11 protein-coding genes are annotated in these 13,418 nt (G+C 71.1%); 6 read left to right on the plus strand and 5 right to left on the minus strand.

Features of this window, described 5'->3' with window-relative positions; all coding sequences use genetic code 11:
* Positions 1–835 (plus strand): hypothetical protein (locus EAO75_RS14080; RefSeq protein WP_261989282.1); only part of this gene is annotated, 835 nt, incomplete at its 5' end.
* A gap of 109 nt (positions 836–944) precedes the next feature.
* Positions 945–1,727, plus strand: a complete 783-nt coding sequence (locus EAO75_RS48225; RefSeq protein WP_315987057.1) for a cellulose binding domain-containing protein — start codon at positions 945–947, stop codon at positions 1,725–1,727.
* Between the two features lie 28 nt (positions 1,728–1,755).
* Here the strand turns inward: EAO75_RS48225 and EAO75_RS14090 are convergent, their stop codons facing one another.
* The 5 genes from EAO75_RS14090 to EAO75_RS14110 form a co-directional block, all read right to left on the minus strand.
* Positions 1,756–2,130, minus strand: a complete 375-nt coding sequence (locus tag EAO75_RS14090) for a hypothetical protein (RefSeq protein WP_147995396.1) — start codon at positions 2,128–2,130, stop codon at positions 1,756–1,758.
* 392 nt (positions 2,131–2,522) lie between these two features.
* A complete protein-coding gene (locus tag EAO75_RS14095) occupies positions 2,523–3,446 on the minus strand; it encodes a MurR/RpiR family transcriptional regulator (RefSeq protein ID WP_187284433.1) in 924 nt (307 codons plus the stop codon).
* 80 nt (positions 3,447–3,526) lie between these two features.
* The gene (locus EAO75_RS14100; protein WP_261989294.1) at positions 3,527–5,077 is read right to left on the minus strand and encodes a phospholipid carrier-dependent glycosyltransferase; all 1,551 of its coding nucleotides are present in this window, start codon (positions 5,075–5,077) and stop codon (positions 3,527–3,529) included.
* A 219-nt stretch (positions 5,078–5,296) separates the two neighbouring features.
* The gene (locus tag EAO75_RS14105; RefSeq protein WP_147995398.1) at positions 5,297–7,219 is read right to left on the minus strand and encodes a phosphatase PAP2 family protein; all 1,923 of its coding nucleotides are present in this window, start codon (positions 7,217–7,219) and stop codon (positions 5,297–5,299) included.
* A gap of 179 nt (positions 7,220–7,398) precedes the next feature.
* On the minus strand, positions 7,399–8,307 hold the full coding sequence (locus EAO75_RS14110; protein WP_147995399.1) for an N-acetylglucosamine kinase: 909 nt from the start codon (positions 8,305–8,307) through the stop codon (positions 7,399–7,401).
* A gap of 352 nt (positions 8,308–8,659) precedes the next feature.
* On the opposite strand from EAO75_RS14110, the gene EAO75_RS14115 reads away from it, so the two are divergent.
* The 4 genes from EAO75_RS14115 to EAO75_RS14130 all read left to right on the plus strand — a co-directional run bounded on the left by EAO75_RS14115 (position 8,660) and on the right by EAO75_RS14130 (position 13,416).
* Positions 8,660–9,781, plus strand: coding sequence for an ROK family protein (locus tag EAO75_RS14115; protein ID WP_147995400.1), 1,122 nt, complete (start codon positions 8,660–8,662; stop codon positions 9,779–9,781).
* Between the two features lie 269 nt (positions 9,782–10,050).
* A complete protein-coding gene (locus tag EAO75_RS14120) occupies positions 10,051–11,382 on the plus strand; it encodes an ABC transporter substrate-binding protein (protein ID WP_147995401.1) in 1,332 nt (443 codons plus the stop codon).
* Between the two features lie 141 nt (positions 11,383–11,523).
* Positions 11,524–12,504 (plus strand): carbohydrate ABC transporter permease, encoded by a 981-nt coding sequence (locus EAO75_RS14125; RefSeq protein WP_147995402.1) that lies wholly within the window; start codon positions 11,524–11,526, stop codon positions 12,502–12,504.
* Positions 12,505–12,528: 24 nt separating this feature from the next.
* Entirely contained in the window at positions 12,529–13,416 is an 888-nt protein-coding gene (locus EAO75_RS14130; RefSeq protein ID WP_147995403.1) for a carbohydrate ABC transporter permease, read from the plus strand.
* The last annotated feature ends 2 nt before the right edge of the window (positions 13,417–13,418 follow it).

Below are 13,418 nucleotides of genomic sequence, written 5' to 3' on the forward strand. Positions count from 1 at the left end.
CAGTAGCGGCGCCCGCCCCCGCATCCTGTACGTCACCGACCTGGCCTACCCGGCCCGCGGGCGCCGCTACTGCGACGAGGACATCTTCCTCACCTCCCGCCTGCGCGACGACTTCGACCTCGCCCTGTGCCACCCCCGGGACGCGGCCTCCCTCATGGGCGCCTTCGACGCGGTCGTCGTCCGCAACAGCGGTCCCGTCCTGACCTACCAGGACGCGTACGACGCCTTCCGCCGGCGCGCGAGCGTCGACGGGACGCGGGTCTACAACCCGCTCTCCGGCAAGGCGGACATGGCCGGCAAGCAGTACCTGCTCGACCTGACCGCCGCCGGGTACCCGGTCATCCCCACCGTCGACCGCGCCGAGGACCTGCACCGTCTGCCCGAGGCCGACCGCTATGTCGTCAAGCCCAAGCTCGGCGCCGACTCGATGGGGCTGCGGATCGTGCCGGCGCAGGAGGTGAGCGAGTCGGCCGACGGGGACGTCCTGGTCCAGCCCTGCGTCGACTTCGCCTACGAGGTCTCCTTCTACTTCGTCGACCACGACTTCCAGTACGCCCTGTACGCGCCCCACACCGACCGGCGCTGGCAGCTGGAGCCGTACGAACCCACCGACGGCGACCTGGAGTTCGCCCGGCGCTTCATCGAGTGGAACGGCCTCGGCCACGGCATCCAGCGCGTGGACGCCTGCCGCGCGCCGGGCGGGGAGCTCCTGCTGGTCGAGTTGGAGGACCTCAACCCCTACCTGTCCCTCGACGCCCTGGACGACGCACGCCGGGACGCCTTCGTCGCGGCGATGAAGACGTCCCTGCACCGCTTCCTCACCGCGCCCGCCTGACCGCGGCCACGCGCTCACCGCTGCGGGCTGAACCGGCGGGACGCCGGCCCCGTATCAATCCCCGGGGATTGGCGAAGCCCCGTGCAGACGGGGACGGAAGGAGAGCGGTGTGTCCACACGGCCCGACCCCGCGGAGCCGGACGAGAGCTCGGTCCTGGAACCGATCCGCGTCCTGCGCCCACGCCGCACCGACGCCCTCGCGGAACTGTTCCGGGAGTGGGAGGAGGACCAGGCCGGCTACGAGACCGTGGCCGTGCCCGCGGCCCTGCCCGGCGCCGAGGACGCGACACAGGAACTGCCCGCCGTCGCCGGGGACATCGGGAGCGCACGGCGCCGCGGCGCTCGCTCCCGTTCGGCCGCGTCGGGCCCCGGATTTCGCCGCACCGCCATCGCGGTCGCCGTGACGGCGGCGGCGGTCGTCGGCTTCGGCGGCGCTCTCCTGCTTCCGGCCATGCAGAGCGACACGGAGGCCCGCGAGCCGACTCCGGAAGCCACCGCGTCGGCCGAGCCGGCGCCGGGTGACCCCACCGCGTCGGGCGCACCCGGCGTCGGTGAGCCGGGTGCAACTCCCGCCTGCAAGGCGTCCTTCCGGACCGTCAGCAGCTGGCAGGGCGGCTTCCAGGGCGAGGTGACGGTGACCAACGCGCCCGCGTCCTCGGCCTCCGGCTGGACCGCGACGCTCGTACCGCCCGACGGCGCGCGCGTCACCCAGGTCTGGGACGGCACCCTCGCCACGAGCCCCGACGGCAGGACGACGGTCTCCAACGCGTCGTGGAACGGCTCCCTGGCACCCGGCGCGAGCGTCACCTTCGGGTTCCTCGCCGCGACCTCGAGCTCGGCCGGACAGCCGTCGGCGACCGTCACCTGTGCGGCGAGCGCCGGCGCCTCCTGACGCGAGGCGAGCGGGTGCGGGCGACGGATCAGCGCCCGTGGTCGACCAGCGCCTGGGACACCGCGCGCACGCTGCGGGCGATGTGCTGCAACTGCATGACCTCCGCCGCGTACAGCTTGATGGTGTGCTCGATGACCGACTCGGGCATCCCCAGCGCGGGCAGGTCGGCCCGTGCGGTCTGCAGTGCCGTGCGCGCGACGCGGATCTCGTTCTGGACCTGGATCTGCGCGTGCCGGGCGAGCAGGACGGGGTGACGGATCAGCGCCGGGTAGCTGGCGTAGCGGGCCGGGACCAGCTCGCGCAGCCACTTGGCGGCGGAGCGTTCCCAGTCGTAGGAACCGGGGTTCTTGACCTGGCACGGCCAGTCGGGGGTGATGCGCGTGGTCGTCAGTGGCATGGTCATCGCTTCCGGGTGTGCGGTGTCGTCCGGGGTATCCGACGGGTCGGCGCGGCCCCGGTCTAGGGGATGACCGGGGCCGCCGCCACGGGCGCTCGCGCAAGCGAGGCCCGACCGAACAGCCCGAGCGCCGACGCGGGTAGGAGACGGCGGCCACGGCTGTTCGCATGGGAGCCCGGAAGGCAGACGGCTGTCGCACGACGGATGGGGTGACGTGCGCATGAGCGGACCGGCTGCTTTCTGCGGGCGGATGGTGCGGTGTGCAGTATTTATATATGCCGTCTGGTTTGCAAGACGTATGAAAACATTCATGCGCGATTTGATGCGGATGGTTCCCCTGTGATCCGGTATCCACCGGAGTGGGTGGGGGTGCCCGTGCGGCGGGCGATGCGAAGGGGTCAGTCGCGCAGGAAGAACTGGTGCTGGTCGGAGATGTGCTCGTAGTCCTCGAGCCGCGCCTGCGTCCGCTCCGGGTCGGCGTCGGTCATGGCCTGCAGCAGCGCGGCGGCCATCACACCCGGCGCGGCGTAGGAGTCGAAGACCAGCCGCGATCCGGTTCCGGTGGCGAAGACGACGTCTGCCGTGTCGGCGATCGGCCCGAGTGCCAGGTCGGTGATCAGGGCGACCTTCAGCCCCGCGCTGCGCGCGACCCGCACCGCGGTGAGCGTCTCCTGCGCGTGCCGCGGCATGGAGAACGCCAGCACCCAGGTGCCGCCCGCCTCGCGCGACTGGAGCAGCGCGTCGTAGGCGACGCTTCCGCCCCGGGTCACCAGGCGGACGTCGGGGTGGATACGGCGTGCGGCGTAGGCGAAATACTCGGCGAGGGAAGCCGAGATGCGCAGGCCGAGGAGGGTCAGCGGGGTCGACTCCGACAGCTTGCGGCCGATGTCGATCACCTGGTCGGGGTCGGCGAAGTCGCGCCGCAGGTTCTCCAGGTTCTCGATCTCGGCGTCCACGGCCGACTGGAGTTCGTTGGCGCCGTTCTCCTCGGCCGCCACCGGGCCGCCGGCGAGGGCCCCCAGGGCGATCGACTGGAGCTTCTCCCGTAGCGCCGGGTAACCACTGAAGCCCACCGCGCCCGCGAACCGGGTCACGGACGGCTGGCTGACACCGACCCGCTCGGCGAGATCGGTGATCGAAAGGAACGCGGCCTCGGTGATGTGCTCGATCAGGTACTGGGCGATGCGCCGCTGGCCGGGGGAGAGCCGAGGCTGGTCGAAGAGCGCCCTGAGCTGGGAACTCGGGGACACCCCGGCCTCCGGCACCGACTTTCCAGAGGTGATGGCGGATGCCTGTGCGCGTGCCTGCTGGGGCGATGGCACCGGTGCGCCTCTTTTGTCTCCCACAGTGCCTCAACATAGCTCACACACCGTGTCGATCCGGGCTGCTCATGCGCCCGTACTCAGCGGCGATAGATCGTGATCGAATGACCGACCGTGTCGATCGGCCGACTGCTGTCGATCAGTTCGGCCAGCCGCCCGGTCGCCTTGGCCACCGACGAGTCCGACACCACCAGCAGTCCGCGCACCTCACGGGCGGGCACCTTGCGGGGATCGGCGGCGCGGATGCCGTAGTACGACGGCACCCCGCTGCCCTTGTACACCAGCCAGATCCGCTCGCCCCGGTACCGCTCCCGCAGCCGGTCGGCCAGCCGGCCGAGGTCCTGGCCCCAGTCGACGTTCGAGTCGTGCAGCCGCAGATGTGTCTTCGCCGGACCGCCGAACGCCTCGTTGGAGTACGGCAGATAGTAGGGGAACGTCCGCAGCGAGCTGACCGCGACGAACAGCACCAACGTGCCGACCGCGACCGGCATCCACCGCCGTCGCACCGCGAGCACACAACCCGCCGCCACCGCCAGGAACATCGGCACGAAGACGGCGTACCGCGTGCCGAAGTCCCGCGACCCGAGCATGGCCGCGCCGAGCAGCACGGCGCTCGGCGCCAGCAGATACGGCGCCACCGGCCGCAGCCGGCGTACGGCCACCAGGGTGACGGCGCCCGCCGCCCACAGGGCGAGCATGCCCAGCGGCGTCTTCACCAGCAGCGCGGCCGGCAGGTAGTACCAGAGCGAGCCCGTGTAGAGCCTGCCGAACAGGAAGCCCTGCCACGGGTAGTCCTCGAATTCGAACTGCACGCGCATGCCGTCCCGGAACGCCTCCGGGAACGGCAACAGGTCCACGACCAGCCCCCGCAGGCCCCGCACCGCGGGCACGGGCTGCTCCGGCGCCCAGCGCAGCCGCGGATCGACCACCAGATACGACGCCCATACGACCGCGATCGCGACCAGAGCCAGGACACCGGCGCCCACGGCAGCCCGCCCGAGCGTCCGTCGGCGGGACTGCGATGGCGTCCTCGCGCACCACACCGACAGCGCCGCGAGCGCCATCAGCACCGGGACCGCGGCGAGCATGCTCATCTTCGTCGCCAGGGCCGCCCCGAGCGCCACCCCGGCCGGCGCCACATGGAGCCGGGGCCGGCGCCGGGCCCGCCACAGCAGCCAGACCGACGTCAGCACGAACCCGGCCGCCGGCACGTCCAGCGTGGCGAGCGAGCCGTGCGTGATGAGGTCCGGGGAGAAGGCGTACAGGCCGAGCGCCGTCAAACCGCCCGCCGCACCGGCGAGTTCACGGGCGAAGGCGAACACGACCAGCCCGAACGCGAGCGTCAGGGCGATCACCGGCAGCCTGGCGAACAGCATCAGACGCCACGGGTCGTTCCCGGACTCGTACAGCAGATGCCGCCCCAGCCGGCCCTGATCGCCGGTGAAGGAGGGATCGACCCGCGGATCGGCGAGCGCCACCCCGACGCCGATGACCAGCTTGCCGAGCGGAGGATGCTCCGGGTTGTGGACCACGCGGTGCTCGTGCAGATACTCGGCCGCCGTGCCCACGTAGACGGGCTCGTCGATCGTCGGAGTCTGCCGCACGGCGGTCGTCACCATCGCGACGGCCATCTGGCCGAGCAGCAGGACCACGAGGAGCGGGACGAGCAGGCGCCTGACGGGCCGCGCGTCGCAGAGCGTGTCCGGGACGGTGGCCGGGGCCGGGGCCGGGGCCGTTTGCTCTTCGAGCGCCATCATCCGCTCCGCGGCACCGTCGACCCCGCGGTGGCGGYAGCTGATCCGGAGGCGGCCCATGGGCCTACTCTGCACCAGCTCCCGCCGGGGACGCCGTCACCGCCTCAGGAGTCGTACCGACAGACCTTCCGTCGTGTAGACGGGTACGGCTCGCAGCGTGTCCGAGTTCAGCTCCACCCGGTCGAACTGGCCGCGCAGGCGCTGCGCCTCGATGACGGCGAGCGTGGTCCCCGCGACCGGCGGGCGCTCGGCGTCCAGGCGCAGCGACAGCACACTGCCCCGGCCCAGCACGACGCGGCCGGCCACCTCCAGCGCCGGACCGTGGTTCTTGCGCAGCAGCAGCTCCAGGCGCGTGTCACCCTCCTGGACGTACGAACCGCGCACCCGCAGTACCTTGTCGCCGCGCAGCGTGCCGCCCGTCACCCGCACGTCGCCCTGCCCGAGCGCATGGGCGGACCCGGCGACCAGCACGCCGGCCTCGACGACCGTGCCGCCGTGGTACCGGTTGTGCCCCGTCAGGGTGAGCGTGCCGGTGCCGCGCTTGGTCAGACCGCCCTCGCCGCGGATGTCATTGCGCCAGCTGTCCGCTGCGCCGAACCCGCCGGCCGCCGCGTCGAGCGTGACGGTCACGTCGGAGTCGAAGGCACCGTAGCCGTCCGCCGCGGTGAACAGGTCGAGCCGTCCCCACTGCTCGAAGCCGTCCAGCAGGACGTACCCGGCCGGCAGCGCGGTCGTGCGCAGTACCTCACTGCGCTGGGCCGCGGTCAGATACGGCTGGCGCGTCTCCAGCAGGACCTCGGCGCCCTTCGGCACAGTCAGCGGCACGTCGCGGCCCTGCCGGGTCAGGACGTACGTCAGCTTGGGCCCGACCGTACGGGCGTTGGCCTCCCGGTCGGCGTACGGGTCGGTGTCGGTGCCGGCGGAGTGGGCGTAGGAGTACAGCGTGTCGGCCGTGGTGCCGGTGCGCTCCTCGAAGTACGCCAGGGCCTGGGCGCGGGCGGCCGCCTTCAGCTCGGCGTTGGCCGGGTCGGTGAGGGCGGCGGCGGCCAGGGCCGTGGCCATCACGCGGCCGCCGAGGACGTCGACCGTGGAGTGCATGCCCGCCACGATGCGGGTGTGGCTGAGCTCGAAGGCCCGGGTCACCAGCTCCTGGAAGCGCTCGGGCACGGCGTAGGCGTACGCCAGGGCGGCCAGGTGCAGGGCGTTGGTGTGCCCGCTGGGGAAGCCGCCGTCCTCGGCCGGGGTCTCGCCGCGCTGGCGCAGCAGCTGCGGGGCGACGACCACCTCGGACTCGTAGACGGGGAAGCCGAAGGCGTCCTTCTCGCCGGTGTCGACGACCTCGCTGTCCTCGTTCATCCGCCATGGCCGCGGGTACTGGAAGGCGAACTTGGCCGGGTTGCCGGAGGCGAACGGGCCGCGCACGGCGTCGACCAGCCTGGCCACCTTGCCGAGGTCCGAGTCGTAGGACCCCGCGCCGATCGCGGAACCGGCGGGGGCGTCGGCGGGCAGCGCGTCGCTGATCTTCCCGGCGGGGGTGCCGTCGGGAGCGCTGGTGATCGACGTGACCGCCTTGGCACCCGACCTGTACAGCCCGGCCAGCGGACCGAGCCCGGCGATCACCGAGTAGCTCTGGTGCTGACGGTCGATGAGGAACGATTCCTTCGCCTGGGCGTCCGTGCGGGCGGCGGTGATCCGGGCGCAGTAGCGCATGTTGGCCCGCAGCACCTCGGGCCTGAGCGGCGCGCCCGTGTTCCAGGCGTCGCCGGTCTTCCACACCTGCGCGAAGCCGCCGAGGATCCGGACCACCGCGTTGGTCTCCGGCGTCAGGTTCGCGACGACGTTGGTCTTGTAGTCGTCGACGAACGCGGCCGCCTGCACGGCGGTCCTGGCGTCCGCTGTGGGAAGCCGGCCGGCGAAGGCGGGCACGACCACCAGCGCCGCACCGCCTCCGACGGAGGTCAGGAGAAAGCGCCTTCTGTTCAGGGAAGGGGTGGCGTGGCCCCCGGAGGGTGACGGCATGAGTGCCTCTCTCGGATTCTTCGGCCGTACGGCCGGGAAGAGATCGAAACGATCGACTCGACCGGCAGGCACGCAACAGACATGCGTGCGGCCCACGAGGCGCCGGGGATCGAGTCCTACGAGCGAAGATCTACGGGCGAGTTGTGTCGGACTCGGGATGGCCCGGCGTCCGGCGGATGTCACACGAGTGAACGCGCGAGTGCCACGGCGCCCTCGACCGGCGGCACTTCCAGCGGCCGAGGCCGGGCCCCGGGCACGCTGTCGCAGAGCGCGGCGGCGAAGGACTCGTACAGCACGGGCTGGGCGAGAATCGTGCTGCCGGCGACCACCACGTCGTCCACCGGCACTCCACGCGCGGCGAGTTGCTCGACCAGCGCGGCCAGCGACCGGCCGCCCTCGTCGATCACCGCCCGCGCGAGCGGCGAACCGGCCTCGGCGGCGGCGAACACCACCGGTGCGTGCCGGCCCCAGTCTGCCGAGGGGTTGCTGGCGCTCTCCAACGCCGCGCCGAGCGCGGGCACTTCGGCGACCCCGAACGCGTCGACGAGTCCGCGCGCCAGTGCGTCGGGCTCGTCGCCGAGATCGTGCGCCGCCCATACGGCCCGTGCGGCCTCGCGGACGAGACCGGCCGAACCGCCCTCGTCGCCGAGGACCGCGCCCCAGCCGCCGACCTGGACCGGGCTGCCGTCGGCGAGACGGCCGACCGCGACGGAACCGGTGCCGGCGACCAGGCCGACGCCCTTGTCCAACCCGGCGGCGGGGACGAGCAGTTCGGCGTCGCCGACCACCGACGCGGGCGCGTCGAAGTGGAGTTGGAGCGCGGTGCGCAACTGGGCGCACTGGCGGGGCGTCTCACAGGCGTGCCCGCCCACCGCGAGGGCGGACGGACGCACCCCCCTCGGCAGGCAGTCGGCGACCAGCGAGGCCAGCCATCCTGCGGCGGCCACCGGGTCGTGCGGCCGCCAGCCGCTGCTCGTGCGGACGTGATCGGCGACAAGGACGTCCCCCGCGTGGGCGCGAAGGTGCGTCTTGGTGCCGCCCACGTCGATGCCGACCACGAGGGGGGACGAGTGGGGGGTGTCCTGCACGGATCCTCTTTCGTCGGTGCACCGAGGCTGCGACGGCGGGCGAACCGTGCGGGGAGCTTCGCGGGATGTGCCGCGATGGGCCGTTGGTCATCCGCGAGTCCGTTGTGGCTGGTCGCGCAGTTCCCCGCGCCCCTTCGGGGCGCGGCCGAACAGCGGTCGACTTCGCAGGACCCGCACCAGCGGGCGTCGGGAAGCCCCGGGACGGGCTTCGGGATGAGTGCGGCAGGCGAGCACCGCCTTAGTTCGTTAGGAAGTTAACTAACGAAGTAGGGTGAGTCAAGAGGCGCGGAATTGCCGGTGCCGATCGATCATTGCGGCGCGTAATGTCGCCGCAGCACGACCTGGGGAGACCATGGACCTGAGCGAGAGCGCGCGTGCGGTGTTCGCGGTGCTGGCCGCGGCGGGCACCGCCACCCGCCCCCAGCTGGCGGCCGGTGCCGGCCTGTCCAAGCCGACCGTCTCCACCGCCGTGGCCGAGCTGGAGGCCGCCGACCTCGCCGCCCACTCCGGCACCGCCTCGGGCGCCACCGGCCGGTCCGCCGCCGTCTACCGGCTCGGGCCCGCCTCCGGCGCCGTGCTCGCCGTCGACCTCGGTCCCGCCCAGACGCAGGTGCGCGGCTGCGCCCTGGACGGCGCCCTGCTCGCCACGGGCACCGGCACCCGCGCCGAGGCCGCCGACACCGTGCGCAAGGTGCTCGACGCGCTGCCGGTGAACGCCCCGCTGCGCGCCGTCGTCGTGGCCGTCGGTGACGTCACCACCCGGGACCGGGACGGCTCCGGGATGCGGCCCGCGACCGCCAAGGCGGGCCCGGTCTTCGACGCCATGGCCGTCGCCCTGCCGCCGGGCGTCCCCGTCCACCTGGAGAACAACGTCAACTGCGCCGCCCTCGCCGAGCTGCACGAGGGCGCGGCACGCGGCCGTCAGACCTTCGGCTATCTGCGGATCGGCGTGGGCATCGGCCTCGGCATCGTCGTCGGCGGCCAGGTGCTGCGCGGGGCGAACGGCGCGGCCGGTGAGGTGGCCCGGCTGCCGTATCCGTGGGACGAGAACCGCGAACCGCGCCACGAGGCCCTGGAGGAGCACATCGGCGTACGTTCCCTGCTGCGCCGGACGGCCGAGGTGTGGCAGGACGCCGACGGGCCGTGCCCCGACACCGCCGAGCGGCTCTTCGCCCTCGCCGGACAGGGCCATGCCGCGACCGGTGCCCTGGTCGGCCGGCACGCCGCCGACATCGGCCGGCTGGCCGCCGCGGTGGCCGCCGTGCTGGATCCCGGACTGATCGTGCTGGGCGGCGCCGTCGGCTCGAACCCGCAGCTCGTGCCGGGAGTCCGGGCCGAACTCGCCCGGCTGAGCTGGCCCACCGAGGTGGTCAGCGCCGCGCTCGCCGACAGCGGCACCGTCGTGGGAGCGGCCCGGCTGGCCGTGGCCCGTGGAATCCAAACCGTGACCGGGGCTCTCCAAGCGAAGCATTGACGGACTCCATCCGCTTCTGCCAATGTCCGGACAAGCGCTTTCTGAGCCGGCGGGACCCGGCTCGGGACGAGGTACTCCGCCGTACGACGCGTACGGCGAGCCGTGCGAGGGCGTGCTCGCACGGTCACGGCCCGGACGACGGCCGTGGACCCCCGTCCGACACGGCGGTGCGACCGGGCGAGGTCGCGGGCCGGGAAACGCCATCCACACAAGGATCCGAGTCGCCGCAGAGGCCGGGCGATCCGTCACGCACATCCAGGGAGGACCCGGTGGGTCACCAGATCTCGCGCAGAACCCTCTTCCGCACCGCGAGCGGACTGGCCGTCGCCGGCGCGCTCGGCAGCTCGCTCAGCGCCTGCGCCGGCGGCACCGGCGCCGGCAGCACCAGCAGCGACCTGACCATGACCTGGTGGGGCAGCGACGACCGGCACAACGCCTACAAGAAGTCGCTGACGTACTTCCAGGAGAAGAACCCGAAGATAAAGATCCGCGAGACCTACCAGGGCTACGACGGGTACTTCGACAAGTTCAACACCAACATCGCCGGAGGCAGCGCCCCCGACCTGCTCCAGATGGACACCGCCCTGGTCGCGCAGTACGCCCGCAAGGGCGTCCTCGCCCCGCTCGACTCCTACGTCGGCAAGTCCCTGGACCTCACCGGCTTCTCCAAGACGCTCCTCGCCGCCGGCACCGTCGACGGCAAGCTCTACGGCGTGCCGTCCGGCATCGGCGTCAACCAGCTCACCGTCAACCGCAGCGGCCTGGAGAAGCTCGGCCTGAAGCTGCCGGACCGCGAGTGGACCTGGGCCGAACTGAAGAAGATCGCCCAGGACGTCTACAAGAAGAGCGGCGGCAAGACCTACGGCGTCGACGACGGCGGCGGCTCCACCCTCCAGTGCTTCGAGGTCTTCGCCCGCGAGAAGGGGCAGACCTTCTTCTCCGACGACGGCAAGAAGCTCGGCTTCACCTCCGACACCCTGCAGGAGTGGTGGGAGTACTGGGCCGAGATGCGGCGGACGAACGCCTCCCCGCCGCCGGCCGTCACCTCCGCCGCGCACAACGACCTCACCAAGAACGCGGTCGTCATCGGCAAGGCCCTGTTCACCTTCGACTCCGGCGTCTACGGCGCGGGCGGCTCCATCACCGACGCGCAGCTCGACTTCCTGCCGACCCCGCAGGGCGACTTCTCCGGGGCCCGCGAGGGCAACTTCGTCAACGGCGGTGTGCTGCTGTGCGCCACCAAGGCCAGCAAGAAGGTCGCCGACTCGGTGAAGATCATGAACTTCTTCGCCCAGGACGACACCGCGATCAAGGACATGCAGCTGTTCCGTGGCATCCCGCCGACCGAGAAGGCCCGCGACCTGATCGCCTCGGGGCTGACCGAGACGGACAAGCTGAACATGGCGAACGCGGACTACATCTCCCAGCGGGTCTCCAAGGCGGCCAATGCGCTGCCGGCGCCGGTGCCGCCGCCGCAGGGGGCCGACCAGATCTGGGATCTGCTGTTCGAGTCGAACCTTGCGGTGGCCTTCGGCAAGAAGTCGATCAAGGCGCAGCTGGGTGAGTTCTTCGACCAGGCCGCCGGGATTCTCGGGGGGTAGTGCGCGACGGGAAGTGCCGCGATGTGTGGTCTCGCGTCTGCGGGCTTCGTCGTGGCTGGTCGCGCAGAGTTCCCCGCGCCCCTGACGGGTCGCTGCAGAGCACGGCGTGAAGTAGTGGGAGAGGGCCAGGGAGAGATGAGTATGACCACCGCGCAGACCGACGCGGTCGTGAAGGAGGCGTCGGCCTCCGCGACCCCGTCCGATCAGCGGGAGCGCGACCGTATGCGGCGCCGCCTCGCCAGACGCCGGGGCGGGGGCTGGTGGCCGTATCTCTTCCTGGCCCCCTGGTTCGTCGGCCTGTTCGGGCTGACGATCTACCCGATGCTCGACTCGCTGTATCTGTCCTTCACCAACTTCGACCTGCTGACGCCCGCGCAGTGGGTCGGCATGGACAACTACGACCGGATGTTCACCGACGACCCGGTCTTCTGGGACTCGGTGCACGCCACCCTCGTGTACGTCGTGGTCTCCGTGCCCCTGAAGCTGGCCCTGGCCCTCGCCGTGGCGATGCTGCTCAACCGGGACCTGAAGGGCATCGGCCTGTACCGGGCCGCCTTCTATCTGCCGTCGCTGCTCGGCGGTGCGGTGGCCATCGCCATCGTGTGGCGGCAGGTCTTCGGCGGGGACGGCCTGTTCAACGACTTCCTCGGCTGGTTCGGCCTCAACACCGGACAGGACTGGATCTCCAGCCCCGACACCGCGCTCTACACGCTCGTCCTGCTGGCGGTCTGGCAGTTCGGCACCCCGATGGTCATCTTCCTCGCCGGTCTCAAGCAGCTGCCGAAGGACGTGTTCGAGGCGGCCGCGATCGACGGCGCCGGACCCGTCACCCGCTTCTTCAAGATCACGCTGCCGCTGCTCACACCGATCGTCTTCTTCAACGTGGTGCTGCAGATCATCGACGCGTTCAAGACCTTCACCCCGGCGTTCGTGATCAGCAACGGCTCGGGCGGGCCGCTCAACTCGACCATGCTGTACTCCCTGTACCTGTACAAGAAGGGCTTCACGGACCTTCAGATGGGGTACGCCTCGGCGCTGGCCTGGGTGCTGTTCCTGGTCATCGCGCTGTTCACGGCGGTCAACTTCATCGCCAGCCGCTACTGGGTCCACTACGACGACTGACGACTGAGCGAGGAGTTCTTCACCATGTCCGCCATCACCTCGGCCCAGCCGTCGAAGTCACCGCTGCACAAGTTCCGCTCGCTGACCGGCCCGCGCCGCATCTTCGCCCWCACCCTGCTCATCGGCGTCGCCGTCGTCATGCTCTATCCGCTGATGTGGATGCTGAGCAGCTCCCTCAAGCCCGACACCGAGATCTTCACCCAACCCGGGCTCATCCCGAACGAGCTGCGCCCCGAGAACTACTCCGAGGGCTGGAGCGGCTCCGGCAACTCCTTCTCCCTGTACATCACCAACTCGCTGATCGTCACGATCGGCGCGGTGATCGGCAACGTCATCTCCTGCTCGCTGGCCGCCTACGCCTTCGCGCGCTTCGAGTTCCGCGGCAAGAAGATCTGGTTCGGCCTGATGCTCGGCACGCTGATGCTGCCCACGCAGGCGGTGCTGATCCCGCAGTACACGATCTTCTACAACCTGACCTGGATCAACACGTTCCTGCCGCTGATCGTGCCGAAGTTCCTCGCGGTGGACGCCTTCTTCATCTTCCTGATGGTCCAGTTCATCCGCTCCATCCCGCGCGAGCTGGACCAGGCGGCCATGGTGGACGGCGCCAACCCGTGGAAGATCTACTGGAAGATCATCCTTCCGCTGATGAAGCCGGCGCTCATCACCACCACGATCTTCACCTTCATCTGGACCTACGACGACTTCCTCCACCAGCTCGTCTACCTTCAGCAGAACGACAAGTTCACCGTCCCGCTCGGCCTCACCCTGTTCCTCGACCAGACCAGCGGCTCCTCCTACGGCGCGATGTTCGCCATGTCGACGCTCGCGCTCCTGCCCACGCTCATCTGCTTCCTGATCTTCCAGAAGAGGCTGGTGGAAGGCATGGCCACCTCTGGCATGAAGGGCTGACC

Origin of the sequence: Streptomyces sp. UW30, from assembly GCF_008042075.1 — a bacterium.
In the GTDB taxonomy this organism is placed as follows: Bacteria; Actinomycetota; Actinomycetes; order Streptomycetales; family Streptomycetaceae; genus Streptomyces.